The sequence below is a fragment of the Achromobacter xylosoxidans genome, from assembly GCF_001457475.1.
GTDB classification, from domain to species: domain Bacteria; phylum Pseudomonadota; class Gammaproteobacteria; order Burkholderiales; family Burkholderiaceae_B; genus Achromobacter; species Achromobacter xylosoxidans.
On sequence record NZ_LN831029.1, the window covers coordinates 2,104,135 to 2,129,455 of the forward strand.

General features: G+C 67.1%; 25 protein-coding genes and 1 pseudogene. 13 read left to right on the forward strand and 13 right to left on the reverse strand.

The features are described 5' to 3' along the window. Positions 1–9 precede the first annotated feature (9 nt). The 7 genes from AT699_RS09505 to AT699_RS09535 all read right to left on the reverse strand — a co-directional run bounded on the left by AT699_RS09505 (position 10) and on the right by AT699_RS09535 (position 5,354). The gene (locus AT699_RS09505) at positions 10–621 is read right to left on the reverse strand and encodes a Maf family protein (RefSeq protein ID WP_054499779.1); all 612 of its coding nucleotides are present in this window, start codon (positions 619–621) and stop codon (positions 10–12) included. A gap of 49 nt (positions 622–670) precedes the next feature. After that, positions 671–1,141 carry a 23S rRNA (pseudouridine(1915)-N(3))-methyltransferase RlmH gene (gene rlmH, locus AT699_RS09510; RefSeq protein WP_006387790.1) on the reverse strand — a complete coding sequence of 157 codons (471 nt, stop codon included), beginning with the start codon at positions 1,139–1,141 and terminating at the stop codon, positions 671–673. 8 nt (positions 1,142–1,149) lie between these two features. Next, on the reverse strand, positions 1,150–1,554 hold the full coding sequence (rsfS, locus tag AT699_RS09515; protein ID WP_006387791.1) for a ribosome silencing factor: 405 nt from the start codon (positions 1,552–1,554) through the stop codon (positions 1,150–1,152). Positions 1,555–1,627: 73 nt separating this feature from the next. Next, on the reverse strand, positions 1,628–2,215 hold the full coding sequence (gene nadD / locus AT699_RS09520; protein WP_024068318.1) for a nicotinate (nicotinamide) nucleotide adenylyltransferase: 588 nt from the start codon (positions 2,213–2,215) through the stop codon (positions 1,628–1,630). Then, positions 2,212–3,123, reverse strand: a complete 912-nt coding sequence (hemF, locus tag AT699_RS09525) for an oxygen-dependent coproporphyrinogen oxidase (protein ID WP_006387793.1) — start codon at positions 3,121–3,123, stop codon at positions 2,212–2,214. Before hemF ends, nadD begins: the two co-directional genes overlap by 4 nt. A gap of 12 nt (positions 3,124–3,135) precedes the next feature. Further along, the gene (purD, locus tag AT699_RS09530; protein WP_006387794.1) at positions 3,136–4,443 is read right to left on the reverse strand and encodes a phosphoribosylamine--glycine ligase; all 1,308 of its coding nucleotides are present in this window, start codon (positions 4,441–4,443) and stop codon (positions 3,136–3,138) included. Between the two features lie 179 nt (positions 4,444–4,622). Continuing rightward, positions 4,623–5,354, reverse strand: a complete 732-nt coding sequence (locus AT699_RS09535) for a YebC/PmpR family DNA-binding transcriptional regulator (protein ID WP_006387795.1) — start codon at positions 5,352–5,354, stop codon at positions 4,623–4,625. A 159-nt stretch (positions 5,355–5,513) separates the two neighbouring features. Here AT699_RS09535 and AT699_RS09540 point away from each other — a divergent pair, with 159 nt between their 5' ends. The 3 genes from AT699_RS09540 to AT699_RS09550 all read left to right on the forward strand — a co-directional run bounded on the left by AT699_RS09540 (position 5,514) and on the right by AT699_RS09550 (position 9,232). Continuing rightward, positions 5,514–7,037, forward strand: a complete 1,524-nt coding sequence (locus AT699_RS09540) for a helicase HerA-like C-terminal domain-containing protein (protein WP_024068320.1) — start codon at positions 5,514–5,516, stop codon at positions 7,035–7,037. A 144-nt stretch (positions 7,038–7,181) separates the two neighbouring features. Continuing rightward, positions 7,182–8,249, forward strand: coding sequence for a tartrate dehydrogenase (locus AT699_RS09545; protein ID WP_058207276.1), 1,068 nt, complete (start codon positions 7,182–7,184; stop codon positions 8,247–8,249). Between the two features lie 2 nt (positions 8,250–8,251). Then, entirely contained in the window at positions 8,252–9,232 is a 981-nt protein-coding gene (locus tag AT699_RS09550) for a putative glycosyltransferase (RefSeq protein ID WP_024068322.1), read from the forward strand. A gap of 57 nt (positions 9,233–9,289) precedes the next feature. On the opposite strand, the gene AT699_RS09555 is transcribed toward AT699_RS09550, so the two are convergent. The 5 genes and pseudogenes from AT699_RS09555 to AT699_RS09575 all read right to left on the reverse strand — a co-directional run bounded on the left by AT699_RS09555 (position 9,290) and on the right by AT699_RS09575 (position 15,157). Continuing rightward, a complete protein-coding gene (locus tag AT699_RS09555) occupies positions 9,290–10,909 on the reverse strand; it encodes a DHA2 family efflux MFS transporter permease subunit (RefSeq protein ID WP_006387799.1) in 1,620 nt (539 codons plus the stop codon). 12 nt (positions 10,910–10,921) lie between these two features. Next, complete coding sequence (locus tag AT699_RS09560) at positions 10,922–12,181, reverse strand: HlyD family secretion protein (protein WP_024068323.1); 1,260 nt, start codon at positions 12,179–12,181, stop codon at positions 10,922–10,924. A 20-nt stretch (positions 12,182–12,201) separates the two neighbouring features. Next, a pseudogene (locus AT699_RS09565) lies at positions 12,202–13,630 on the reverse strand (efflux transporter outer membrane subunit). Positions 13,631–13,735: 105 nt separating this feature from the next. Continuing rightward, complete coding sequence (locus AT699_RS09570; protein WP_049051813.1) at positions 13,736–14,236, reverse strand: MarR family winged helix-turn-helix transcriptional regulator; 501 nt, start codon at positions 14,234–14,236, stop codon at positions 13,736–13,738. Between the two features lie 30 nt (positions 14,237–14,266). Further along, positions 14,267–15,157 (reverse strand): DMT family transporter, encoded by an 891-nt coding sequence (locus tag AT699_RS09575; protein ID WP_024068326.1) that lies wholly within the window; start codon positions 15,155–15,157, stop codon positions 14,267–14,269. Between the two features lie 91 nt (positions 15,158–15,248). Here AT699_RS09575 and AT699_RS09580 point away from each other — a divergent pair, with 91 nt between their 5' ends. The 10 genes from AT699_RS09580 to AT699_RS09625 all read left to right on the forward strand — a co-directional run bounded on the left by AT699_RS09580 (position 15,249) and on the right by AT699_RS09625 (position 24,531). After that, positions 15,249–16,229, forward strand: coding sequence for a DMT family transporter (locus AT699_RS09580; RefSeq protein WP_006387804.1), 981 nt, complete (start codon positions 15,249–15,251; stop codon positions 16,227–16,229). A 63-nt stretch (positions 16,230–16,292) separates the two neighbouring features. Continuing rightward, positions 16,293–17,282, forward strand: coding sequence for a quinone oxidoreductase family protein (locus AT699_RS09585; protein WP_006387805.1), 990 nt, complete (start codon positions 16,293–16,295; stop codon positions 17,280–17,282). A gap of 163 nt (positions 17,283–17,445) precedes the next feature. Further along, complete coding sequence (locus tag AT699_RS09590; RefSeq protein WP_024068327.1) at positions 17,446–18,954, forward strand: aldehyde dehydrogenase family protein; 1,509 nt, start codon at positions 17,446–17,448, stop codon at positions 18,952–18,954. Positions 18,955–19,022: 68 nt separating this feature from the next. Beyond that, positions 19,023–19,904 carry a transporter gene (locus AT699_RS09595; protein ID WP_024068328.1) on the forward strand — a complete coding sequence of 294 codons (882 nt, stop codon included), beginning with the start codon at positions 19,023–19,025 and terminating at the stop codon, positions 19,902–19,904. 31 nt (positions 19,905–19,935) lie between these two features. Next, positions 19,936–21,126, forward strand: coding sequence for an amine dehydrogenase large subunit (locus tag AT699_RS09600; RefSeq protein WP_006387808.1), 1,191 nt, complete (start codon positions 19,936–19,938; stop codon positions 21,124–21,126). After that, on the forward strand, positions 21,123–21,680 hold the full coding sequence (locus AT699_RS09605; protein WP_020926901.1) for a MauE/DoxX family redox-associated membrane protein: 558 nt from the start codon (positions 21,123–21,125) through the stop codon (positions 21,678–21,680). Before AT699_RS09600 ends, AT699_RS09605 begins: the two co-directional genes overlap by 4 nt. A 20-nt stretch (positions 21,681–21,700) precedes the next feature. Continuing rightward, positions 21,701–22,339: a methylamine dehydrogenase accessory protein MauD gene (gene mauD / locus AT699_RS09610; protein ID WP_006387809.1), complete on the forward strand. Its 639-nt coding sequence runs from the start codon at positions 21,701–21,703 to the stop codon at positions 22,337–22,339. Further along, a complete protein-coding gene (locus AT699_RS09615) occupies positions 22,323–22,838 on the forward strand; it encodes a methylamine dehydrogenase light chain (protein ID WP_006387810.1) in 516 nt (171 codons plus the stop codon). Before mauD ends, AT699_RS09615 begins: the two co-directional genes overlap by 17 nt. Continuing rightward, entirely contained in the window at positions 22,835–23,410 is a 576-nt protein-coding gene (locus AT699_RS09620; RefSeq protein ID WP_373862842.1) for a c-type cytochrome, read from the forward strand. Before AT699_RS09615 ends, AT699_RS09620 begins: the two co-directional genes overlap by 4 nt. 149 nt (positions 23,411–23,559) lie before the next feature. Beyond that, positions 23,560–24,531, forward strand: a complete 972-nt coding sequence (locus AT699_RS09625; RefSeq protein WP_006387812.1) for an AraC-like ligand-binding domain-containing protein — start codon at positions 23,560–23,562, stop codon at positions 24,529–24,531. Between the two features lie 36 nt (positions 24,532–24,567). Here the strand turns inward: AT699_RS09625 and AT699_RS09630 are convergent, their stop codons facing one another. Beyond that, positions 24,568–25,242, reverse strand: coding sequence for an epoxyqueuosine reductase QueH (locus AT699_RS09630; RefSeq protein WP_006387813.1), 675 nt, complete (start codon positions 25,240–25,242; stop codon positions 24,568–24,570). Positions 25,243–25,321: the final 79 nt, after the last annotated feature.

Sequence of the window (25,321 nt, forward strand, 5' to 3'; positions counted from 1 at the left end):
CCGCGCGAATCAGGGAATCGCGATGCCGGCGGCCCGCAGCAGGTTGGCGGTTTCGAACAGGGGCAGGCCCATGACGCCGGTGTAGCTGCCGTCGATGCGCGCGATGAAAGTGCCGGCCAGGCCCTGGATGCCGTAGGCGCCGGCCTTGCCGTAGGGTTCGCCGCTGTCGCAATAGCGCGCGATTTCGTCCGCTTGCAGCGGACGCATTTGCACCTCGGTGATGGAGACCGACTCCAGCAGGCGTTCGCGGCTCCACAGCGCCACGGCGGTGTGCACTTGGTGCGTCTGGCCCGACAGCGCCTGCAGGATGCGGATGGCGTCGTCGCGGTCGGCGGGCTTGCCCAGCACCTGGCCGTCCAGGATGACCGTGGTGTCGGCGGCCAGCAGCGGCATGATGGGCAAGGATTGGGCGCGCAGCCAGTCGCGACCGCGTTCGGCCTTGTCGCGGGCCGTGCGCCGGACGTAGTCGGCGGCGCTTTCGCCGGGGTGTTGCGGTTCGTCTTCGCCGGGCGGCGCGGGCACGCGCAGCACCTCGTGCGGCAGGCCGATCTGTGTCAGCAATTCGCGCCGGCGAGGACTGGCGGAGGCGAGGTAGAGGCGTGCGGGCAAGGCGTCAGTCATGGGAGGAGGCGCGCTGCAGGCGCGCGAGGCTGGCGCCGGGCGTCATGCCTCAGGCGCGGTGATAGGGATGGTTGGTCATGATGGCCCAGGCGCGGTAGAGCTGTTCGGCCAGCACCACGCGCACCATGGGGTGTGGCAGCGTCAGGGATGACAGGCGCAGTTGACCGCTGCACGAGGCCTTGAGGTCGGCGTCGAGTCCGTCGGGGCCGCCGACCAGGAAGGCGACGTCCTGGCCGCCGGCGCGCCATTGCTCGAGCTTTTGCGATAACGCCATGGTGGTGAGATCGCGGCCGCGTTCGTCCAGCGCCAGGCGCAACGCGCCGGCCGGCAGGGCGGCCTCGATGCGCTTGGCTTCGGCCGCCATCATCTGTGCCGGGGTCTTGCCGGTGGTGCGCGGTTCGGGCTTGATTTCACGCAGTTCCAGCGCGCAGTCCGGCGGCAGGCGCTTGGCGTAGTCGTCCCAGGCTGTCTGCACCCAGTCCGGCATGCGGGTGCCCACGGCCGCGACGATCAGTTTCACGACGCGCCTCAGTCGTCAGTGCTGTCGTAGCCGCTGTCGCCGGCGATCGGCGCGGACCGGGTGGATTCGGGCAACAGTTTGACGCGCACCGGCTTGCCGCCCCAGATCTCTTCCAGGTTGTAGTACTGGCGGATGGCGGGCTGCATGATGTGGACGACAACGTCGCCCAGGTCGACCACGACCCATTCGCCGGTGTCTTCGCCTTCGATCGTGATGCCCGACAGGCCGAGCGCGCGGCCGCGGTCGGAGACGCTGGAGGCCAGCGCACGGGTCTGCCGGTTGGAGGTGGCGCTTGCAATCACGACGCGATCGAACAGGCTGGTCAGATGCGTGGTGTTGAAGACCTTGATGTCTTGCGCCTTGACGTCTTCGAGGGCGTCGATGACGGCGCGTTGGAGTTTCTGTATATCCATAGCTGCAAATATAACCCGCTGACGGGCGGTGGGAGCCGGTTCCGCGGCGCCGCGCGCCGAGGCGGGGGTGGGTTTATCGGTAAAGATGGTGCGCCGCAATATAGGCGGCGACAGGGGCGGCCAGCAGGCCGTCGGTCGGTTCGCCCCGGGCCAGGCGCTCGCGGATCTGCGAGGCCGAGACCGGCATCGGGGCAAAAGGCAATTCTTCGAGTTCGCGCCCCTGGCCGCGCAGCCAGTCGGCCAGTTCGGCCGGCGGCGTCAGCGGCGTGCCGGGGCGCGTGGCCACGGCCAGGTCGACCAGGCTGGCGATGTCGCGCCAGGACTGCCAGGTGCAGAAATTGGCCAGTTGGTCGGCGCCCAGCAGCCAGACGTAGCGCGCATCGGCGGGCAGGGCGCGCAGGGTGTCGATGGTGTAGGTGGCGCCGCCGCGCTCCAGTTCGATCGGGTTGACCGCCAGGCCGTCGCGGCCCGCAATGGCCAGTTCCAGCATGGCGCGGCGCTGTTGCGCGGTGGCGTGCAGGGCGGCGCGTTGCCACGGGTTGGCGGCCGGGATCAATTGCACCTGCGCCAGGTCGAGCGCGCGCAGCGCGTTTTCGGCCAGGGCGACATGCGCGACGTGGACGGGGTCGAAACTGCCGCCCAGGAGCCCGATACGCTTCACACCCAGTCCCGCGGCGTCAGGTAGGCGGCCAGTTCGGCCTCGGGCGTCCCTGCCTGGGGCTGCCAGTCGTAGCGCCATTGCGCCAGCGGCGGCATCGACAGCAGGATCGACTCGGTGCGGCCGCCCGATTGCAGGCCGAACAGCGTGCCGCGGTCGAACACCAGGTTGAACTCGACGTAGCGGCCGCGGCGGTAGGCCTGGAAGTCGCGTTCTCGCTCGCCATACGGCGTGTGGCGGCGGCGGTCGACGATTGGCAGGTAGCTGTCGAGGAAGGCGTCGCCGACCGAACGCGTCAAGGCGAAGGAGGCGTCGAAACCGGGGGCGTTCAGGTCGTCGAAGAAGATGCCGCCGATGCCGCGGGTTTCGTTGCGGTGCTTGAGGAAGAAGTATTCGTCGCACCAGCGCTTGTAGCGCGGGTAGTAGTCGGCGCCGTGGCCCGCCAGGGCGTCGCGGCACACTGCGTGGAAGTGGCGCGCGTCTTCCTCGAAGGGGTAGTAGGGCGTCAGGTCGATCCCCCCGCCGAACCAGAACACGTCGGTTTCGTCATGGCCGGGACGGGCCGTGGCGACGAACATGCGCACGTTCATGTGCGTGGTGGGCACGTAGGGGTTGCGCGGATGCAGCACCATCGAGACACCCATGGCCTGCCACGAGCGGCCGGCCAGTTCGGGCCGGTGCGCGCTGGCCGAGGGCGGCAGCTTGGAACCCTGGACGTGGCTGAACAGCACGCCGGCGCGTTCGAACAACTGGCCGCCTTCGAGCAGGCGCGACACGCCGCCGCCGCCTTCGGGCCGGATCCATTCGTCGGTGCGGAAAGGGCCGCCCTCGGCGGCTTCCAGCGCCCCGACGATGCGGGCCTGCAGGCCGGTGAAGTAGCCGCGGACGTCGGCGACGGGCAATGCGTTCATCGGCGCTTCCGGTTACGCGTTGGACTTGGGCTTCTGCTGCGACGGCTTGAGCGCGCGCCAGCCGATGTCGCTGCGGTACTGGCGGCCGTCGAAGTGGATGCCGTCGATGGCTTCGTAGACGCGGTCGCGCGCCATCTTGACCGAGTCGCCCAGCGCGGTGACGCACAGCACGCGGCCGCCGGTGGTCTGGGTTTCGTCGCCTTCCAGGCGGGTGGCCGCGTGGAACACCATGCAGTCGTCGGCGTCTGCGGGCAGGCCGCGGATGACGTCGCCGGTGCGCGGGGTATTGGGATAGTTGTGCGAGGCCAGCACCACGCCCAGGGCGGTGCGGCGGTCCCAGGTGATGTCGGCCTGGTCCAGCGTGCCTTCGACGGCGTGCTCGAGCGCGTCCAGCAGGTCGCTCTTGACGCGCATCATGATGGGCTGGGTTTCCGGGTCGCCCATGCGGCAGTTGAATTCCAGCGTCTTGATGTCGCGGTCGGGATCGTCGCCGGGGGCGATCATCAGGCCGGCGTACAGGAAGCCGGTGTAGGGGATGCCGTCGCGCGTCATGCCCTGCACGGTCGGCAGGATGATTTCGCGCATGATGCGGTGATGCAGCTCGGGCGTGACGATGGGCGCGGGCGAATAGGCGCCCATGCCGCCGGTGTTCGGACCCTGGTCGCCATCTTGCAGGCGCTTGTGGTCCTGGCTGGTGGCCAGCGCCAGCACGTTGCGGCCGTCGCACATGACGATGAAGCTGGCTTCCTCGCCGACCAGGCATTCCTCGATGACGACGCGCGCGCCGGCTTCGCCCATGGAGCCGTCGCCGAGCATGGCGTCGACGGCTGCGTGCGCTTCTTCGAGCGTGGCGGCGACCACCACGCCCTTGCCGGCGGCCAGGCCGTCGGCCTTGATCACGATGGGGGCGCCTTCCTGGTCGATGTAGGCGTGGGCGGCGGCCGGATCGGTGAAGGTCTCGTAGCGCGCGGTCGGGATGTTGTGCCGGACCATGAAGGCCTTGGCGTAGTCCTTGGAGCTTTCCAGCTGCGCGGCGGCCTTGGTGGGGCCGAAGATCTTCAGGCCACGAGCGCGGAAGACGTCGACCACGCCAGCGGCCAGCGGCGCCTCGGGGCCGACGACCGTCAGGGCGATGCCTTCGCGCTGGACGAAATCGGCCAGTTCCTCGGCATTGGTGAGCGGGATGTTTTCCATCTGCTCGGCCCGTTGCGTGCCGCCGTTGCCCGGCGCCACGTACACCTTGTGTACGCGCGGGGAGCGGGCCAACCGCCAGGCGAGGGCATGTTCGCGGCCGCCCGAGCCAATTACCAGGAGTTTCATTGTTGCGTGATTCTTAAGGTTGCCAGTCGAGTGTCGTCAGACACCTGCCCGAGAAATAGGCCACGGATCCGGGCGGGCCCGGATCCGGTGACAGCGGGGCGCGGGGAAGGCCAGGCCTGCGGCGCGCCGGGTAATGGAAAAACTGCGTGGAAAAGCAGCGTCGACAAGACTGCGGAAAATTATTGCGCTTCGTCGAAAATGACGGTCGTATAGACTTCCTGCACGTCGTCCAGGCTTTCGAGGGCGTCGAGCAGTTTCTGCATCTTGATGGCGTCTTCGCCGGCCAGTTCGGTTTCGTTCAGGGCCTTCATGACGATGCCGTCGACTTCGGCCTTCAGGCCGGCGTCGTCGAAGGCCTTGCGCACGGCGGCGTAGTCGGCCGGGGCGCAGACCACTTCGATCACGCCTTCCTCATCGGTGGTGACGTCTTCGGCGCCGGCCTCGAGGGCGGCTTCCATGACCTGGTCTTCCGGCGTGCCGGGAGCGAACACGAACTGCCCGCAGTGCTTGAACATGAAGGCCACCGAGCCTTCCTGGCCCAGGTTGCCGCCGTTCTTGGCGAAGGCGTGGCGCACTTCCGCCACGGTGCGGGTGCGGTTGTCGGTCATGCAGTCGACGATGACCGCCGCGCCACCGATGCCGTAGCCTTCGTAGCGGACTTCCTCGTAGGCGTCGCCGTCCGCGCCGCCCGCGCCGCGCTGGATGGCGCGCTGGATGTTGTCCTTGGGCATGTTGGCGTCGGTGGCCTTGTCCCAGGCCATGCGCAAGCGCGGATTGCTGTCCGGGTCGGGGCCGCCGGCGCGCGCCGCCACGGTGATTTCACGAATGATCTTGGTCCAGAGCTTTCCGCGTTTGGCGTCTTGGCGGCCTTTGCGGTGCTGAATATTGGCCCATTTGCTGTGTCCGGCCATGGCTTCCCAGGATAAATTGTCTGCAAAACGGGCATTTTACCGTGCCGGCGGCCGGTGCGCCCGGCTGCCGACCGCCTGTGTCCATATTGCCACGCGCACAAGCGCCGCGGCAGGCTCTACACTTGGGCATCTGAGTCATTCCGGTCCGGAGAGCAGTCCATGCCCAACCCCATCGTCATCGCCAAGAACGCCCAGACCGAGCTGGCCCTGTTGCCGGCCCTGGCCAATCGCCACGGCTGTATCACCGGCGCCACGGGGACGGGCAAGACCGTCACCCTGCAGGTGCTGGCCGAGTCCTTTTCCCGCATCGGCACGCCGGTCTTCATGGCCGACGTCAAGGGCGACCTGACCGGCATCTCGCAGGCGGGGGTGGCCAGTCCCAAATTACAGGAACGCCTGAAAAACCTGGGCCTGTCGGAGCCGGCGTGGGGCGCCAGCCCGGTCACGCTGTGGGACGTGTTCGGCGAGCAGGGCACGCCGGTGCGGGCCACCATTACCGACATGGGCCCGCTGTTGCTGGCGCGCATCCTGGAACTGAACGATACCCAGGAAGGGGTGCTGACCCTGGTTTTCAAGGTGGCCGACGACGAAGGCCAGTTGCTGCTGGACCTGAAAGACCTGCGCGCCATGCTGCAGAACGTCGCCGATCGCGCCGCCGAACTGAAGACCCGTTACGGCAATGTGTCGGCGGCCAGCGTCGGCGCGATCCAGCGCAGCCTGCTGGCGCTGGAGTCACAAGGCGCCGAGAAATTCTTCGGCGAACCCATGCTGGACGTGGCCGACCTGATGCGCACCGACGCCCAGGGCCGCGGCATCGTCAACGTGCTGGCCGCCGACAAGCTGATGCAGGCGCCGCGGCTGTACGCGATCTTCCTGCTGTGGCTGCTGGCCGACCTGTACGAGAAGCTGCCCGAAGTGGGCGATCCCGACCAGCCCAAGCTGGTGTTCTTCTTCGACGAAGCGCACTTGCTTTTCAACGACGCGCCGCCCGCGCTGCTGAACAAGATCGAGCAGGTGGTGCGCCTGGTGCGTTCCAAGGGCGTGGGCGTGTATTTCGTCACGCAGAATCCGCTGGACATCCCGGACACGGTGCTGGGCCAGCTGGGCAACCGGGTGCAGCACGCGCTGCGGGCCTTCACGCCGCGCGACCAGAAGGCCGTCAAGACCGCGGCCCAGACCATGCGGCCCAATCCGGGGCTGGATATCGAGGCGGCCATCACTGAACTGGGCGTGGGCGAAGCGCTGGTGTCGCTGCTGGATGCCAAGGGCCGGCCGATGCCGACGGAGCGCGCCTGGATCGTGCCGCCGGCCAGCCGCATCGGGCCGGCCACCGACGCCGAGCGCCAGGCCTTGCGCCAGGGCAGTCCCATGTCGGCCAAATATGACAAGGCCATCGACCGCGAATCCGCCTACGAAGTGCTGGCCGGACGCGCCGCGGCGCCAGCCGATCAGGCGCCCGGGAAGGCCGCGCCCACGCCAACGGCGGGGGGCGCGCCGGCCGAGAAGCAGGGCGGTGGTCTCATGGACAGCCTGAATGACGTGCTGTTCGGCTCGACCGGACCGCGTGGCGGCAAACGCGACGGCGTGGTGCAGACCTTCGCCAAGAGCACGGCCCGTTCGATCGCGACGCAATTGGCCCGGGGCATCCTGGGGTCGCTGCTGGGATCCAAATCCCGCCGCTGAACGCTGTATTCCATTTTTAGGACAAATTCGGGTCGCCGCGTGTTGTAACCCGAGGTATTGTGTTGTTTGTAACTGGGGGTGTTGCGTTGGCACCATTTATGCCTATGATTCTGGGCGATATAACCCGGAAATCCAAAGGAAAGCGTGGTGGCAAAACACAAGATTGCAGTACTTCCAGGAGATGGCATTGGCAAGGAGGTCGTGCCGGAAGGCTTGAAGGTGCTTGAGGCCGCCGCGACGCGCTTCGGCATCGATTTCCAGTGGGATCATTTCGACTGGAGCTGCGACTATTACGCCAAGCACGGCAAGATGATGCCGGACGACTGGCAGCAGCAGATCGGCCAGCACGAGGCGATTTTCTTCGGCGCCATCGGCTGGCCCGCCACCGTGCCCGATCATGAAGCGCTCTGGGGCTCGCTGTTCAAGTTCCGTCGCGAATTCGACCAGTACATCAATCTGCGCCCGGTGCGCCTGATGCCCGGGGTGCCGTCGCCGCTGGCCGATCGCAAGCCGGGCGAGATCGATTTCTTCATCGTCCGTGAGAACACCGAAGGCGAGTATTCGAACAGCGGTGGCGTACTGTTCGGCGGCACCGAGCGCGAGGTGGTCATCCAGGAAAGCGTGTTCACCCGCGTCGGCGCCGAGCGGGTCCTGAAATTCGCCTTCGAACTGGCCCGCAAGCGCGGCAAGCACTTGACCGCGGCAACCAAGTCCAATGGCATTTCGATCTCGATGCCGTGGTGGGACCAACGCGTGGCCTACATGGCCGGGAACTTCCCCGACGTCCGCTGGGACAAATATCACATCGACATTCTGTGCGCGCATTTCGTGCAGCATCCTGACTGGTTCGACGTGGTCGTGGCTTCCAATCTTTTCGGCGATATCCTGTCCGATCTCGGCCCGGCTTGCACCGGCACGATCGGCATCGCCCCGTCGGCCAACCTGAATCCCGAGCGCAAGTTTCCGTCGTTGTTCGAACCGGTGCATGGATCCGCGCCCGACATCTACGGCAAGGGCATCGCCAACCCGATCGGCCAGATCTGGAGCGGCGCGCTGATGCTGGATTTCCTGGGTTATCCGGACGCATCGGCGGCGGTGGTTCGCGCCATCGAAACCGTGCTGGCCGATGGCCCGCGCACACGCGACATGAAGGGCAGCGCGTCCACGGCCGAAGTGGGCGACGCCATCGCGTCGCTGATTCCCACGGCGTAGCGATGCATCAGCCAGGGGCCGATAACGTGGTCGATTCGATTGCCGCTCCGCCCGCGCCGGTGGGCGGGAGCCGGGCCGACCGCTTCGCCCGCAAGCTGTTTCGCATGCTTCGCTCGCGCACGCAGCGACACAACCAGCACCTGTGGCCGTTCGTGCGGATCTGGCGCGATCCGGCGGGCGTGATCTGCGGTTTTCGGGCGTTCGGACGCACCTTTCCCATTACCCCGCTGCAGCAGGGCTATGACCCGGCGGATGCAGAGGTGCACCTGATCCTGAGCGGACCCTCCATTGCGCAGATTCCATACGACCGCCTGGATATCCGGACGGCGATGGGCGTCAATGGCTCGATCGCGCTGGCTCGCAAGTTCAAGTTGCCGTTCAAGTACTACTGCATCATCGACCAGAATTTCGTGCGTGATCGCATCGACCTGGTGCGTGAAATCGTCGCTTGCGACCTGACCTTGTATGTGTTGCCGGAAGTCCTGCGCTACATCATGCAGGGCATTCCGCAGGATCTCATCCGTTGCCGCATCTGCATCATCGAGCTGATCTCGGAGCGCGCCTACGAGCGCAGCGCCGCGCCGGCGGTGCTCAAGCGCATGGTGGCGGCATCGCCCGACCTTCAATTGCTGGATGCCAAGCAAGGGTTGGGCTACAGCTTCGACGCGTCGCTGGGTGTGTTCGATGCCGATACGGTGGCCTATGTGGCGTTGCAGGTATTGATCTCGGGCGGAGCGCGCAAGGTCTACTTGCATGGTCTCGACCTGACATTGCAGCACGGCATGCGTTTCTACGATGAGGGCGCCACGCCGCAAACCAGCCGCCTGGTGCGCAACTTCGCCCGCCTGATCGAGCCATCGTTCCGTTTTGCCGCGCAGCAGTGGCGCGGCCGGGGCGTGTCGGTGATCAACCTGTCGCCGGTGAGCGCGTTGCCGCCGGAGGTGATCGAGCGGCAGGATTGGCAGGCGCTTCTCAAGAATTGAAAAAAAGCCCGGCGCTCGCCGGGCTTTTTTTCGCGTGTTTCGCGGGCGTGGCGCCGTTCAGTGAGCGCCTGCCGCGGCTTCCGCGGCGCCGCCGCCACCACCCGCCTTGGCCGAGCGGGGCCGCGCGAACCATACCAGTCCGGTCAGCAGCAGGAAGATCACCGCCGAGGCGTAGAAGACGTCGACCGCCGACATGGTGAAGGCCTGCGAGTTGATCATCCGGTCCACGGTGCTCAGCGCCTGCGAGTGCGACATGCCGACGCTGTTCTGCAGCACGTTCACGGTCTGGTCGAAGGCCTGCTGGCCGGGCTTGGCGACTTCGGTCAGCTGTGCGTGGTGCAGGGTGGCGCGGTTTTCCCACAACGTGGTGGCGATCGAGGTGCCGAATGCGCCGGCCGTCAGGCGCAGGAAGTTCGACAGGCCGGAGGCCGCGGGTATGCGCCAGGGTTCGATGCTGGACAGCGTGATCGAGGTCAGCGGCACGAAGAACGCCGCCATGGCCGCGCCCTGGATGATGGTGGGGACCATCAGCGTGCGCACATCGGTCTGCGTATTGAAACCGGCGCGCATGAAGCAGACCAGCGCAAAGATCAGGAATGCCACCGTGACGATCTGGCGCGGGTCGCGCGTGGCCAGCATCTTGCCCACCATGGGTGTGAGCAGGATGGCCAGCAGCCCCACCGGCGCGGTCACCAGACCGGCATAGGTGGCGGTGTAGCCCATGTAGCTCTGCAGCCACAGGGGCAGCAGCACCACATTGCCGAAGAACACGCCGTACGCCACCGCCAGGGTCAGCGCGCCCACCGTGAAGTTACGGACCTTGAACAGGCGCAGGTCCACCACCGGATGCGCATCCGTCAGTTCCCAGATCAGGAAAAAGACGAACGCGACGAAGGCGATCGCCGCCAGCGCAATGATGGTGGGACTGGCGAACCAATCCAGTTCCTTGCCCTTGTCGAGCATGATCTGCAAGGCGCCGACCCACACCACCAGCAGCACCAGGCCGAGTTTGTCGATCGGCAGCTTGCGGGTCAGCGATTCGCGATTGCCATAGATGCGCCAGCTGATCCACGCGGCCAGCAGGCCCACCGGCACGTTGATGTAGAAGATCCACGGCCAGGTGTAGTTGTCGGAGATCCAGCCGCCCAGCAGCGGCCCCGCCACCGGCGCGACCAGTGTCGTCATGGACCAAACCGCCAATGCCATGCCGGCCTTGGATTTGGGAAAGCTGGCAAGCATCAATGTTTGCGACAGCGGGATCATCGGCCCGGCCACCGCGCCTTGCAGCACGCGGAAGGCGATCAGCGCTTCGAGCGAGGGCGAGAAGCCGCACAGCCACGAGGCCAGCACGAACAGCAGCGTGGAGATCAGGAACAGCCGGACCTGGCCGAACCGCTGCGTCAGCCAGCCGGTCAGCGGCACGGTGATGGCGTTGGCCACGGCGAACGAGGTGATGACCCAGGTGCCCTGGCTGGAACTGACGCCCAGGTCGCCGGAGATCGTGGGAATGGACACGTTCGCGATCGAGGTGTCCAGCACGTTCATGAACACCGCCGTGGATAGGGCGATCGACCCGATGATGCGGGTGGCGCCCTCCAGCGGCGGGTAGGTGCCCGGCGGAAGTACGGTGGGTTCGGCGGGGGCGCCGCCGGCCGCGGGCTGCGCGGTGGTGCTCATGGGAGCGCTCCCTTACTTGGCGCCGCGCGCCAAGCCGGCTTTGGCCACGGGCGAGGCGTCCGCCTGCGGGGTGAATTCGTCGGAGGCGAGGTTGGCCTGGATGATTTTCTGGATCATGGCGTCGAGCTCGTCATGGGCGGGTTCGAAGGCGCGCGTCGACCAGGCCGGTTCCTTGCGGGTGGCGGCCGTCAGCGCTTCGCCTTCCTGTTTGCCGACGTCGACTTCCACATCCATCGACAGGCCCACGCGCAGCGGGTGCGTTTTCAGGTCTTCGGGATCGAGCTTGATGCGCACGGGCACGCGCTGCACCACCTTGATCCAGTTACCGGTGGCGTTCTGGGCCGGCAGCAGGGCAAAGGCGCTGCCGGTGCCGGCATCCAGGCCCTCGACAGTGCCGTGATAGGTGATCGAGCTGCCGTACAGGTCGGCGACCATCTTGACCGGCTGGCCGACGCGCATCTTGCGCAGCTGGCCTTCCTTGAAATTGGCTTCGACCCAGACCTGGTCCAGCGGCACCACGGTCATGAGCGCGGCGCCGGGCGCCACGCGCTGGCCCACCTGCGCGCTGCGGCGGGCGACGACACCGCCGACGGGGGCCGGCAGCACCGTGCGCGATTGCGCCAGCCAGGCGTTGCGCAGGCCGGCCACGGCCTGGCGCACGTCGGGGTGGTCCGCCACCGTGGTGCCCTGGGTCAGTGCCTGATTGGTCGCCAGCTTGGCGCGCGAGGCGGCCAGTGCCGCGCGGGCCTGGGCCAGGCCCGATTGCGCGGTCTTCAGCGCGGCTTCGGCGTGCAGGATTTCCTCGCCGCTGACGCCGCCCGACTTGGCCAGCTGCTGGCGGCGGCTGACGTCGCTCTGGGCGCGGGTCAGTTCGGCCTGGGCGCGCAGGATGTCGGCGTTGCGCAGGTCGACGTCGGCGGCCAGCGCGTCGTTCTGGACATAGTAGGTGCGGACCTGGCGCACGGTCTGCGCCAGCTTGGCCTCGGCCTGCTGCAGGGCGACCTGCGTGTCGGCCGGATCGAGGCGCACCAGCGGCTGGCCGGCCGCGACGGTCTCGGTGTCATCGGCCTCGATGGCCACCACGGTGCCGGGCACCTGCGGCGTGATCTGCACCAGGTTGCCGTGCACGTAGGCGTCGTCGGTGCTCTCGAAGTGGGCGCCGAACAGGGCCCACCAGATGCCGTAGGCGATCGCGATGAGGAGGAAAACGCCGGTCGCGATCAGCAGCAGGCGTTTGCGGGCGGGATTGGTCGTGGGAGTGGCTGCGTTCATGACGTCTGAATCCGGAGCGTTCAATGAGTGGAGTTCGTGGCGGGCGCGGCGTCGGTCGCGGGGGCGGGCGCATAGCCGCCGCCCAGCGCGTTGGCCAGGTTGGCGTCGAGTTGGTAGGCACGGATGCGCAGGTCGGTGTCGAGTCGCGCCTGCGTCAGCACGCCGGTCTGCGCGATCAGCACGGTCAGGTAGTTGCCCATGCCCGCCTTGTAGCGATTGACGGCCAGTTCATAGGCCGCCTCGATGGCTTCGCGCGCCTGGCGCTGCTGCGCTCTTTCCTGTTCCAGCAGGCGCAGGCCGTCGAGCGCGTCGGCGACCTGGTGCACGGCATCGAGCACGGTCTGGTTGTAGTCGGACACGGCCAGGTCGGCGTCGGCGCGGCGGCTGGCCAGGTTGGCGTTCAATTCGCCGCCGTGGAAGATCGGCAGGGTGATGGCGGGGCCGATGCCAGCGGTGCGGGCGGCGGCGCCGAGCAGGTTGCCGGTGCCGATCGCCTGGAAGCCGGCGAAAGCCACCAGATTGACGTTGGGATAGAACTCGGCGCGGGCGCTGTCGATCTGGTGCCGGGCGGCTTCGGCGCGCCAGCGCGCCGCGACCACGTCGGGGCGGTGGCCCAGCAGCTCCAGCGGCACGCTGGCGGGCACGCCGCCGGCGGGGGCGGTCAGCGCCGTTGCCACCAGCGACTGGCCGCGCTGCGGACCGGCGCCCGCCAGCGCCGCGACCTGGTTGCGCAATTGCGCCAGCGTGGTTTCGGTCTGGGTCAGCTCGACCTGACCGGCGGCCAGCGACGATTCGGCCTGCTTGACCTCGACCTGGGTGTCCAGCCCGGCGGAGTAGCGGCCGCGGGTCAGCGACAGCACTTCCTCGCGCTGGGCCAGCACGCGCTTGATGACGTCGCGCTGGGCGAAGGCGTCCTGCAGATTGAGGTAGGCGCGCACGGTGGCGCTGGCGAGCACGTTGCGCGCGGCCTGGGCGTCGGCTTCGGCGGCGGCCTGCTGCGAGACGGCTGCCTTCAGGTGCGAGCGATTCTTGCCCCAGAAATCGAGCTCGTAGCTGAAGTCCAGCGCCAGGCGGTTTTCGCTGACCACCGAGCCACCGAGCGGGGCCGGATAGATGTAGTCGGCGGACAGGTGCTCGCGGTTAAGCGTGTAGTTGGCGTCGACGCGCGGCATCAACGGGGCGCGGGCCGTACTGACGGCCGCGTTGGCCTTGGCCAGGCGGGCCTGCGCTGCGGTCATGGAGGGGCTGTTGGCGAGCGCCTCGTCCATCAGCGTGTCGAGCTGGCTGTCGCCGTAGCGCTGCCACCATTTCGTTTCGGGCCAGGCCGCTGCCTGACCCGTCAATCCCAGCTTGGCTTCATTCAGGGCGGCCACCGGCTCGGGGCCGGGTTCCATCAGGGCGCAACCGCTCAAAGCCAACACTAATGCGGTAGAAAAGAAGGCGTTTCATCCTGACAATCTGCTGAAAGTAATTGATTAATCTGTATTTGCCTAGGCAAATATTACGTCAAATAAAACCCCTTTTACAGGGGTGGGGCGGTGCCGGCCGACGCCGTCAGCGTTCGGGGGCGGAGGCGGAACCGTTGGCGATCATGCGGCGCAGGAAGTGCATCAGTTGCGTGACTTCGTCAGCGGAAAAACCGCGCAGATGATGGTTCAACACATGGGCGATATTGGGCGGGATTTCGCGCGCCTTGGCTTCGCCCAGTTCGGTCAACTCGATTTTCACGACGCGCCGGTCTTGCTGGCTGCGGGCGCGGCGCAGCAGGCCCTTGGCCTCGAGCCGGTCGAGCGTGCGAGTCATGGCGCCGGTGTCCACCCCATTGAGCCGGGCCAGCTCGGCGGGCGTGTCGGCACGGCCCAGGGAGACCATGGCTATGGGGCGCCACTGCATGGCGGTGAGATCGAGCGGAGCCATTTCCTGGTCCAGCATCCGGTTCAGGGAGTTGGCGACGAGCTTGATCAGGTAGCCGGCGTTCTCTTCCATCATGCAGCGCGTGTCGCCGCGATAATGGATCGGATTTTCGGAGGAATCAGGGCGGGGCGGGGCGTTCATCCGCGAATTTTACTGCCTAGGCAGTAATTGTCAAGACTGCTTTCCAGGCTCGCTTTCCGGGAGAGGAGCAGGCGTCTTGCGCAGGCCGGACCAGACGATGGCGGCCACGATCAGGGCCGCGCCGGCCATCATGCGCACGGTCGGCTGCTGGCTGAACAGGATCCAGGCGAAGGCGATGGCGTAGACCGGCTCCAGCGCGATCACCAGGCCGGCGCTGCGCGCGTTCAGGCGCGTCAGGCTGGAAACGAACAGGAAATGCGACAGGCCGGTGCAGAACACGCCCAGCAATGCCAGCCAGAACCAGTCCATGGCGGGCAGGGCGGGCAATTGGCCGACGGCGAATGGCAGCATCACCAGCGCCACCACCAGGTTCTGCCAGCAGGCCACCTGCATCGGATCCATGCCCGAGGCCGAGCGGCGGTTGCTCAGGGCCAGCAGCGCGAAGGTCAGGCCCGACAGCAGGCCCCAGGCCAGGCCGATGGTGCCCTGGTCGGCGAGATCGAACGAGGGCGTGACCAGCACCAGGCCGGCGGTGACCAGTCCCAGCAGCAACCATTCGGCCAGCCGCACGCGCTCACGGAAGATCAGACCCTCGAACAGCGTGATGAAGGCGGGAAAGCTGGCAAAGCCCAAGGTGGCGATGGCGATCCCGCCCACTTTCACCGAAATGAAGAAGGTGACCCAGTGGGCCGCCAGCAGGGCGCCCGCGATCACCAGCACGAACAGCTGGGCCGGCGTCAGGGCGCCGAGCAGCGGGCGCCGCCGCATGCGGGCAAAAAGCCCCAGCGAAATGACCGCGAAGACCGCCCGGCCCAATGTGATGACCGCCGCGCTGGCCTGGATCAGTTCGCCGAAGACGCCGGTCAGGCCGAACAGGACGGCGGCGATGTGGATGTAGGTGAGGGCGCGGTGTCGGGTCATTCGCAATGGGACGGCGGGGGGACGCTGGGCTAGTGGCTAAAAAAAGCGCGCGGGCGTGCAAATCCCGTGGCGCTGAATCTAAAATCATCGCATGAATCGTATTGCCAAGCTTTTGCCGGTCTCCCGTCCCTCCAGCCGCGCGGCCGGGTTCTTCATGGCCGCGCTTGGCGCCATCCTGTTTTCGGCCAAGGCCATCGTCGTCAAGTTCACCTACCGCTACGGCATCGACGCGGTCACCCTCATCGCTTTCCGCATGTTGTTCGCCATGCCGTTTTTCGCGGCCGTGGCCTGGCACCAGTCGCGCCTGGCGGCGCGCGGCGAGATCGTCGTCATGACCTGGAAAGAGCGCCTGCAGGTCTGCCTGCTGGGGTTGCTCGGGTATTACCTGTCCAGTTTCCTGGACTTTCTCGGCCTGCGCTACATCACCGCCAGCCTGGAGCGGCTGATCCTGTTCCTGTCGCCGTCGCTGGTGGTGCTGATTTCGGCGTTCTGGTTCAAGCGCCCGGTCGAGCGCCGCCAGTGGCTGGCAATGACGCTGTCATACGCCGGCGTGGTGCTGGTTTTTGCCCATGACCTCAGCTTCGGCGGCTCCGCCGAGGTGTTGTCAGGGTCTTTGTTCGTTTTCGGTTCGGCGCTCAGCTATTCTGTGTACCTGATCTGTTCCGGGGAGCTGATCAAGCGCGTCGGACCCACGCGGCTGGTGGCCTATGCCATGCTGGTGTCCTGCGTGGCCTGCATCGTGCAGTTCTTCGTGATCCATCCCGCCTCCGTGCTGGTCCAGCCGATGGGCGTGTACGGCTACTCGATCATCCACGCCACCCTGAACACGGTGGTGCCCGTCTTCATGCTGATGTGGGCGGTGGCGCTGATCGGCGCGCCGACCGCCTCGCTCCTGGGCATGCTGGGGCCGGTGTCGGTGTTGTTCCTGGCGTCGTGGTTCCTGCAAGAGCCCATCACGGTCTGGCAGATGGCCGGGACCGCGCTGGTACTGGCGGGTGTATTCGTATTGATGGGGGGCGGGGCCGCCAGGCCTTCGCCCGCCGCGCCCGGCGGCAACGCTGCTCCGCGTTGAAGTCCGGGCTTCCCGTTTGATTCTCAAGCTTGCGTCGCAACAATCCAATGAAAGGAGGCCAGCATGGCCAGCAATCTCGTCAAGGCAATCCGTATCGAGCAGCATGGCGGTCCCGAAGTCCTGAAACTGGTCGAAGTCGAAGTGCCGCCGCCGGCCGCCAATGAGGTCACCATCGACCAGCATGCGGCCGGGCTGAACTTCATCGATATCTATTTCCGCACGGGCTTGTATCCCCATCCGCTGCCGCATGGCCTGGGCTTCGAAGGCGCTGGCGTGGTCACCGCCGTGGGCGCCGACGTCAAGCACCTGAAAAAGGGCGACCGGGTGGCCTATGGCCAGAGCCCCATCGGCGCCTACGCCAAGGCCCGCAACGTGCCGGCCAACCAGGTCGTGAAGGTGCCCAAGGGCATCGGCTTCGACGAAGCGGCGGCGGTGATGCTCAAGGGCCTGACCGTGCAGTACCTGTTCCGCCAGACCTACCGCCTGCAAGGCAACGAGACCATCCTGTTCCACGCCGCCGCGGGCGGCGTCGGCCTGATCGCCTGCCAATGGGCGCGCGCCCTGGGCGTGAAGCTGATCGGCACCGTCTCCAGCCCCGAGAAGGCCGAGCTGGCGCGCGCCAACGGCGCCTGGGAAACCATCGACTACTCGCGCGAGAACGTCGCCGAGCGCGTGCTGGCCCTGACCGGCGGCAAGAAGGTGCCGGTGGTGTACGACGGCGTCGGCAAGGACACCTGGGAAACCTCGCTGGACTGCATCGAGCCGCGCGGCCTGATGGTCAGCTTCGGCAATGCGTCCGGTCCGGTGGCGGGCGTCAACCTGGGCATCCTGAACCAGAAGGGCAGCCTGTACGTGACGCGGCCGTCGCTGGGCGTGCACGTCAACACGCTGGAAAAGCTGCAGGCCGCCTCGGATGAGCTGTTCGACCTGGTCCTGAAGAAGAAGATCAAGGTGCGTATCGACCAGCGCTACGGCCTGGAACAGGCGGGCGAAGCGCAGACCGCGCTGGCCTCGCGCAAGACCACCGGCGCCACCGTGCTGATGCTGGATTGATCCGGCGCGCCCCCGGGGCGCGCGACTGGCAAGGCGGGGCGCAGCGAGCGTCCCGCTTTTTTTTGGGCCGTGCGCACCGGGACAAATCGCCATGCACGGGCGGACAAGCGAACGCGATGGGCCGTTGCTATGCTGGCCCGACACTATCCGTTGGAGCTTTCGCATGTCGTCCGCCCGCCCCTCCGCCAGCGTTTCCGCCACCGGCCGTCCGGAATTGGCTGCCATCCGGGAATACATGATCGTCGACGGCAAGCCGCTGCGCGAGGGGCAGGGCGATCCCATTCCCGTCCACGATCCGGCAACCGGCGAGATCATCGCCATGCAGCTGGACGCTGGCGCGGCGCAGGTCGACCTGGCGGTGCAGGCCGCGCGCCGGGCGTTCGCCGGTGGCCCTTGGCACGAGATGCTGCCGGCCGGACGCGAGCGCCTGCTGCTGAACCTGGCGGACCTGGTGGAACGCCATGGCGAGGAACTGGCGCGCCTGGAGACCCTGAACAACGGCAAGCTGCTGGGCGTGGCGCAGGGCCTGGAGGTTGGCTCCGGCGCCCAATGGCTGCGCTACATGGCGGGTTGGGCCACCAAGCTGACCGGCGACACGCTGGCCCTGTCGATCCCGTTCCCGCCCGGGGTGAAGTACAGCGCCTACACACTGCCGCAGCCGGTGGGCGTGGTGGCCGCGATCATTCCGTGGAATTTTCCGCTGCTGATGGCGATCTGGAAGATCGCGCCGGCGCTGGCCGCCGGTTGCACGGTGGTGCTCAAGCCGGCCGAGGAAACCCCGCTGACCGCCTTGCGCCTGGCCGAACTGGTGCTGGAGGCGGGGTTCCCGCCGGGCGTGGTCAACGTGGTGACCGGCCGTGGCGAGACCGCTGGCGCGGCGCTGGTTGCGCATCCCGGCGTGGACAAGATCGCCTTCACCGGCTCCACCGAAGTCGGCAAGCTCATCGGCCGCGCCGCCATGGACGACATGAAGCGCGTCTCGCTGGAGTTGGGCGGCAAATCGCCCGTCATCGTGCTCGATGACTGCGATGCGGATATGGCGGCACAGGGAGCCGCCGCCGCGATCTTCTTCAACCAGGGACAGGTCTGTACCGCCGGCTCGCGCTTGTATGTGCAGAAAGGCTTGTACGGCAAGGTGGTGGAGCGGCTGGCCGACCTGGCCAGCGGCATGAAGCTGGGTTCCGGCTTTGCCCCGGATACGCAGGTCGGTCCGCTGGTGTCGGCCCGCCACCAGCAACGCGTGATGGACTACATCGGTATCGGCCGCGCCGAAGGCGGCAAGGTGCTGGCCGGCGGCGAGGCGGGCGAGGGCGGCGGCTATTTCGTGCGGCCGACCGTGTTCGCGGATCTGCCGCAGGACGCCCGCATCGCCCGCGAGGAGATCTTCGGGCCGGTGGTGGTGGCCCAGTCCTTCGACACGCTGGACGACGCCGTGAGGCTGGCCAACGACAGCGCCTTCGGGCTGGGCGCCAGTCTCTGGAGCAACGACCTGGCGCGGGTCCAGCGGCTGATTCCGCGCATCGACGCGGGCACGCTCTGGATCAACACCCACAACATGCTGGACCCGAACATGCCGTTCGGAGGTTTCAAGCAGTCCGGTGTCGGCCGTGAACATGGCCGCGCCGTCCTCGATCTGTACCTGGAGAAGAAGTCCGTTTGTATCGCTTATTAGACTGACGGCCGCGCGGGACAAGCCGGGAGATACCGGCGCGCGCAGGCCGCGCAACCAAGGGGAAGTGCATGGCAGGCAAGACCATTTGCCGGGCCCGGGCGCGCACAGCATTGCTGCTGGCGTGCCTGGCGATGGCGCAGACGGCATGGGCGGGAGATCCCAGCGCGCGCGACTGGATACCCGCGCCGGTGGGCACCAATATCATCGCCGGCTACCTGTCCGGACTACGTTCGTCCGGGCTGTACTCGGCCGGCAAGCGCGTCGACGGCGCCTCGGTGGACGTGGACGCGCTGATCTACCGCCAGATGCACTATCGCGAACTGTTCGGCAAGACCGTGCAGTTGGAGTTCATCGTGCCGATGTCGCGCACCACCATGGAGATGCCGGGCGCCTCGCGCGATCGCCAGACCGGTATCGGCGACGTTACCCTGGGTTCCGCGATCTGGCTTTACAACAATGAGCAGACCAAGACCTGGTTCGCCTGGGAACCCTTCGTGGTGGTGCCGCTTGGCCGCTACGACGGTTCGCGCCCCGACACCTCGCCAGGCAAGAATCGCTGGTCCACGGTCCAGGACTTTTCGTTCGTCAAGGGCGTGGGCGAGTCCACCTTCCTCGAGGCCATCGCCGAAGTGGAAATCTACGGACGCAACACCGACTGGATGAGCCAGACGCTCAAAAAGGATCCGTCCTTCCGCTTCTTTGCGCTGGCTTCCACCAACCTCACGCCCGACACCTATACGGGCATACGCTACCGCTATGAGACCGGCGGGCGCGAACGCTCCAGCGGCGAAACCGTGACCAGCCGCGCGCGCAACCACCAGCTGGCGCTGGAGCTTACCCACCAGATCAACGACGCCAACCAGATCCAGATGCAGTACATCCACGACCTGAAGGTCGAGAACGGCCCGCGCATGCGGGGCGTGCAGATGCGCTACGTCTACGCCTTCTAGGAGCAATGGACATGACACCAGGAGAGAGCCAATGATTGCGCTTTGTGCCAAGGGCAGCGCCGGGCGGGCCGGCAAGTGGGCGCTGTGCGCGGCGCTGGCCGCCGCGGCCGGGCTTGCCCGCGCCGACCTGCCGGTCGAGGAACTCAAGGGCGGCACGCGCCTGCCGCCGGCCACGCCGCATCGGTTGTACGTGATGGATGCGGTGTTCAACCACCTGGTCGACAGCCGCATCAACATCTATGACGGCGATACGATGAAATTCCTGGGGCTGGTGCCCTCGTCGTTCAACGGCCACATGACGGTGTCGGCGGACGGCAAGGACATCTACATCATGACCACCTACTACGAGCGCCTGAATCGGGGCAAGCGCACCGACGTGGTCGAGGCCTGGGATGCCGAGACGTTGACGCCCAAGTATGAGGTGCCCATCCCGGAGAAGCGCGCGCAGGCGTTGAATTACCGCAATTACCTGCAGCAGAGTTCGGACGGCGGCCTGCTGTTCGTGCAGAACGCCACGCCCGCGTCGTCGGTGACGGTGGTTGACCTGAAGACGCGCAAGTTCGCCGACGAAGTGACCGCGGCGGCGGGCTGCTGGAGCATCATCGTGCCGCCATCGCGGCCGCGCAGCTTCGCCAGCATCTGCGGCGACGGCTCTTTCGTCACGGTCGACCTTGATGCCGCCGGCAAGCCATCCGGCCAGCAGCGCAGCAAGCCGATGTTCGAGGTGGAGAAGGACCCGATCTTCACCCATACCGACCGGTTGGGCGACACCTTCTATTTCGTCTCGTACAACGGCAACGTCTACAGCGCCGACTTCAGCGGCGCCGAGGCCCGCTTCGGCGAGCGCTGGTCGCTGCTGGACGCTTCCGGCAAGGATCGCGGCTGGCGCCCCGGCGGCTACAACCTGCTGGCGGTGAACCGCGCCAGCAAGCGGCTGTACGTGGGCATGCATCCGAATGGCGCCGAGGGGTCGCACAAGACGCCGGCGGCCGAGATCTGGGTCTACGACCTGGCCACGCACAAGCGATTGGCGCGCATCCCGGGCAAGAACGCGTTGTCGATGTCGGTGTCGCAGGACGACAAGCCGCGCCTGTTCACCATCGACGGCGGCAACGTCAACGTCTACGACGCGGCGCCGGCCGCACCGGTGTTCAAGGGCACCATCCAGGGCGCCGGTGAAACCGCCTTGCAGGTCGAACCGCAACCGGGAGGCATGCCATGACCGATCCCGTCCTGCTCTATGCCGCCAGCGCCGCGCTGGCCTGCGTGCTGCTGTTGGGGGCATTGGAAAAGCTCAAGGACATGGCCGCGTTTGCCGCCGCCGTGCAGGCCTATGAGATCGTGCCGGCAGCGTTCGGTGGCCTGTTTGCCTGGGGCTATGTGCTCGCCGAAGCGCTGGCTGGCGCCTTGCTGCTGGTACCCGGCCTGCGTTCGCCGGGGGCGGCGCTGGCGCTGCTGGTGCTGGCGCTGGCCACCGCCGGCGTGGCGGTGAACCTGGCACGCGGCCGCCGCGACATCGATTGCGGCTGCGGCGGTCCCGCCATGCGCGGCGCGGCGGCGCGCGGCGCCGGCCTGTCGTGGTGGATGGTGCCGCGCAACGCCTTGCTGGCGTTGTGGACGCTGCCGGTTTTCGCCGCGGCGCAGGGCGCGTCGCGCAGCCTGCAGTGGGCCGACGCCGCCTCGGTGTTCGGCCTGGCGATGAGCGCCGTGGCCCTTTACTTCACCGCCAATCACCTGCTGGCCTCGCACCTGAAGCTGCGGCAGCTGCACATCTAGGAACAACGGAGAGACACGATATGGAAGCCTTGATCATTTCCAATTTTCTGCTGTGGGGCGTGGTGCTCTGCCTGCTGCTGGTCATCCTGGCGCTGTCGCGCCAGATCGGCGTGCTGTACGAACGGGTGGCGCCGATGGGGGCCCTGACCATGGACAAGGGGCCGGCGGTGGGCGAGGCCGCGCCGCGGTTCGAGCTGGCCGACCTGCTGGGGCGGCGCCTGACCATCGGCGAACGCGGCCAGCACAGCCAGTTGCTGTTCTTCCTGTCGCCGACCTGCCCGGTGTGCAAGAAGCTGTTGCCCATCCTGAAGTCCGTGGCGAGCACCGAGAACGCCTGGCTGCGCATCGTGCTGGCCAGCGACGGCGAGATGCCCGAGCACCTGGCGTTCTACCGCCAGGCCGGCCTGGAGCGTTTTCCCTACCTGCTGTCGACCGAACTCGGCATGAAGTTCCAGATCAGCAAGCTGCCTTATGCCGTGCTGATCGACGAGTCCGGCGTGATCCGCGCCAAGGGCCTGATCAATTCCCGCGAGCAGCTCGAAAGCCTGTTCACGGCCAAGGAACTGGGCGTGGCCTCGGTACAGGAATTCCTGGCCGGGGGCGCGCTGCAGGAAACCCGTGTTTCACGCAAGGAGAACGGCAATGCTCTGGCTGGATAAGCTTGGCGAGCGCGTCACGCGCTCCGTCGCCCACACCACCTCGCGCCGTAGCGTGCTCAACCGCATCGGCCGCGTGCTGGTCGGCACCGCCTTCCTGGTGCCGGTGCTGCCGGTGGCCCGCTCGGCGCCCGCGGCGGCCAGGAAGCCGCAGACCGATGAGACCGCTTGCGACTACTGGCGCTATTGCGCGGTGGACGGCTTTCTGTGCTCATGCTGCGGTGGCAGCATGACCTCGTGCCCGCCGGGCACCTCGCCCTCGGCGGTATCGTGGGTGGGAACCTGCCACAACCCGCTCGATGGCAAGGACTATCTCATCAGCTACAACGACTGCTGCGGCAAGACGGCCTGCGGCAAGTGCATGTGCGCCTCGGCCGAGCGCGAGCGGCCCGGCTACCAGATGTTCCTGCACAACGACGTCAACTGGTGCATGTCGAACGAATCGTCCATTTTCCATTGCACCACCTCCGTCATCGTGGGGTTGGCCAAGAAGAAGCCATGAACGTCACGGCGGCAAGGGCTCGCGGCGGGGCGCGCCGGCGGCGGGGCGCCGGGGTTGCGCTCGCCTGTGCCATGGCCATCGGGGCGGCGGCCGCGTCCTTCGGCGCGGCCGCCGGCGATGCCGTCCCCGCGGCGGCGCCAGACGCCCCGGGCGCGGCCGGCGCGGGTGCGCTGTGGCAGGCCGCTCGCGCCGACTACATACTGCAATGCGCAGGGTGCCATCGGGTCGACGGGCGGGGCAGCACACCGCACGGCATTCCCGATTTCCGCAATTCGGTGGGCGCGTTCACGCACCTGCCCGCGGGCCGCGAATACCTCATCCGGGTGCCGGGCGCCGCCTATTCACAATTGAACAATGCCGAATTGGCGAACGTGCTGAATTGGCTGCTCCACACCTTCAGTCCGGCGCAACTGCCGGCGGGGTTCCGCCCGTACACCGAAAGCGAGGTGGCGGCGGCCCGGCCACGCCGATACGACGACGTGGTGCCGGTACGCCACGGCCTCGCGCGTGAGTTGGGGGCGCTGGGTTTTGCCCTGTCCGACTATTCGTATGGCAGCGCCCGCAAGCCCTGAGGCGCGCATTGTCGGGAGCGCCGGCGCGGAGGGTGCCCGGCATGCTGGATTGCGGTTGCGCCCTAGGGGTTGTCACCGATACTCCGCGCCCGGGGCTCGGTGATAGAAAGAAGACCGCCACTTGTTCCATGCCGCGCGCCGGAGTCGCCATGTCACCCCCCCTCGTACGCAGCGCGCCCCAGCAGTTCCTGGATTGCGCCAGCTGGAAGGAAAACATCAGCAACACGTTCGTGCCGCTGGAAGTGTCGGCCGCCGATCCCAAGCACTTTCGCAGCAGCGTGGCGGTGGATGCGCTGGGATGGATGCAGATCTGCGAAATGCGCACGGGGGCCCAGCGCGTGCGGCGCACCCGGCTGCTGGCCGAGCGGGCCGAGGCATCCGGCTACAAGGTGACGCTGCAGCTCGACGGCCGCAGTGAAATCCGCCAGGCCGCGCGCACCGCCTTGCTGATGCCGGGCGAATGGGGCATCTACGACACCACCCGGCCGTACGAGGTCGATGTCGACGACAATGCGCATTTCCTGGTGATGCAGGTGCCCGCCAAGCAGTCCGAAGCCTGGCTGCCGGCCATGCGCAACGCCGTGGCGCGCAGCTTCAGCGCGCGCCATGGTTGCGGCCGGATGGCCATGGATCTGCTGCGGGTGGCCCTGAGCGAACACGCGCACCTGTCCGAAAGCGCCGCGCGCGACGCCGCCAACGCGGTGATGCAGATGATGGGGCTCGACATCAGTGAGCGGGCGGGCGGGGGCGGGGCGCAAGACCCCGCTGAATTGCGGCAGGCGCAGTTGCGGCGGGTGCAGCAGTACCTGATCGAGAACCTGCATGACCCCGATCTGTCGCCGGCCACGGCGGCCGAGGCGCTGCGCGTGTCGCGGCGTTATCTGTACAACCTGTTCGCGCAGGCGGCCACCACGCCGGCCGACTTCATTCTCGGCGCGCGGCTGGAGCGTTGCCGCGACATGCTGGCCGACGCCGCACAGACCGCGCGGCAGATCGGCGAGATCGCCTTCCGGCATGGGTTCTCGGACGCGGCGCGCTTCAGCCACGCGTTCCGCAATCGCTATGGGGTGTCGCCGTCGGAATACCGGCGCCAGGGACGCCGGACGGACGAGCCGGACTGAGCGGCCGGGCGGGGCCGGCGCGGACCCACGCAGGCCTTAAAGCTCTTCCGCGTTGATCAGGTCTTCCTTGCCGTAGAACTTCACGCCGATGTGGATGCGCTCGCGGCCCTGCGCGCGACGATGGCGGTTGGTGTCGCGCAGCGAATAGACGCAGCCGCAGTATTCCTGCTGGTAGAAGTTCTCGCGCTTGCTGATCTCGATCATGCGCGACGAGCCGCCGCCCTTGCGCCAGTTGTAGGTCCAGTAGACCAGGTCGTCGTAGCGCGCGGCCGCGCGTTCGCCGCAGCCGTTGATCTGGTTCATGTCCTTCCAGCGCGAAATGCCGAGCGAGCTGGTGATGGTGTCGAAGCCATGCTCGTGGGCATACAGCGCGGTGCGCTCGAAGCGCATGTCGAAGCAGGCGGTGCAGCGCTCGCCGCGCTCGGGGGCGTCTTCCATGCCCTTGACGCGCTCGAACCAGTTGTCCATATCGTAGTCGGCGTCGATGAATTCGATGCCGTGCTGTTCGGCGAAGCGGATGTTCTCCTGCTTGCGGATCTCGTATTCCTTGACCGGATGGATGTTCGGGTTGTAGAAGTAGATCGCGTAGTCGATGCCGGAAGCCGTCATGGCTTCCATGACTTCGCCGGAACAGGGCGCGCAGCACGAGTGCAACAGCACCTTGCTGCGGCCGACGGGCAGGTCGAGTTTGGGGCGCACGAATTCGGACATGGTCAAAGCGGGCAATGAGGCGGAAAACCCCTTATTTTACGCCGAGTTGCCGTGACGGCGGGTGGCGCGTGGCAAGGGG

Coding starts and splice junctions, on each gene's coding strand:
- AT699_RS09590 (WP_024068327.1), top strand. CDS start 17,446: ATGTCGTCCGCCCGCCCCTCCGCCAGCGTTTCCGCCACCGGCCGTCCG.
- AT699_RS09620 (WP_373862842.1), top strand. CDS start 22,835: ATGAACGTCACGGCGGCAAGGGCTCGCGGCGGGGCGCGCCGGCGGCGG.
- AT699_RS09540 (WP_024068320.1), top strand. CDS start 5,514: ATGCCCAACCCCATCGTCATCGCCAAGAACGCCCAGACCGAGCTGGCC.
- AT699_RS09585 (WP_006387805.1), top strand. CDS start 16,293: ATGGCCAGCAATCTCGTCAAGGCAATCCGTATCGAGCAGCATGGCGGT.
- mauD (WP_006387809.1), top strand. CDS start 21,701: ATGGAAGCCTTGATCATTTCCAATTTTCTGCTGTGGGGCGTGGTGCTC.
- AT699_RS09550 (WP_024068322.1), top strand. CDS start 8,252: ATGCATCAGCCAGGGGCCGATAACGTGGTCGATTCGATTGCCGCTCCG.
- AT699_RS09555 (WP_006387799.1), bottom strand. CDS start 10,909: ATGAGCACCACCGCGCAGCCCGCGGCCGGCGGCGCCCCCGCCGAACCC.
- AT699_RS09595 (WP_024068328.1), top strand. CDS start 19,023: ATGGCAGGCAAGACCATTTGCCGGGCCCGGGCGCGCACAGCATTGCTG.
- AT699_RS09625 (WP_006387812.1), top strand. CDS start 23,560: ATGTCACCCCCCCTCGTACGCAGCGCGCCCCAGCAGTTCCTGGATTGC.
- AT699_RS09575 (WP_024068326.1), bottom strand. CDS start 15,157: ATGACCCGACACCGCGCCCTCACCTACATCCACATCGCCGCCGTCCTG.
- AT699_RS09615 (WP_006387810.1), top strand. CDS start 22,323: ATGCTCTGGCTGGATAAGCTTGGCGAGCGCGTCACGCGCTCCGTCGCC.
- AT699_RS09605 (WP_020926901.1), top strand. CDS start 21,123: ATGACCGATCCCGTCCTGCTCTATGCCGCCAGCGCCGCGCTGGCCTGC.
- AT699_RS09560 (WP_024068323.1), bottom strand. CDS start 12,181: ATGAACGCAGCCACTCCCACGACCAATCCCGCCCGCAAACGCCTGCTG.
- AT699_RS09570 (WP_049051813.1), bottom strand. CDS start 14,236: ATGAACGCCCCGCCCCGCCCTGATTCCTCCGAAAATCCGATCCATTAT.
- AT699_RS09535 (WP_006387795.1), bottom strand. CDS start 5,354: ATGGCCGGACACAGCAAATGGGCCAATATTCAGCACCGCAAAGGCCGC.
- AT699_RS09505 (WP_054499779.1), bottom strand. CDS start 621: ATGACTGACGCCTTGCCCGCACGCCTCTACCTCGCCTCCGCCAGTCCT.
- rsfS (WP_006387791.1), bottom strand. CDS start 1,554: ATGGATATACAGAAACTCCAACGCGCCGTCATCGACGCCCTCGAAGAC.
- AT699_RS09600 (WP_006387808.1), top strand. CDS start 19,936: ATGATTGCGCTTTGTGCCAAGGGCAGCGCCGGGCGGGCCGGCAAGTGG.
- purD (WP_006387794.1), bottom strand. CDS start 4,443: ATGAAACTCCTGGTAATTGGCTCGGGCGGCCGCGAACATGCCCTCGCC.
- AT699_RS09580 (WP_006387804.1), top strand. CDS start 15,249: ATGAATCGTATTGCCAAGCTTTTGCCGGTCTCCCGTCCCTCCAGCCGC.
- hemF (WP_006387793.1), bottom strand. CDS start 3,123: ATGAACGCATTGCCCGTCGCCGACGTCCGCGGCTACTTCACCGGCCTG.
- AT699_RS09630 (WP_006387813.1), bottom strand. CDS start 25,242: ATGTCCGAATTCGTGCGCCCCAAACTCGACCTGCCCGTCGGCCGCAGC.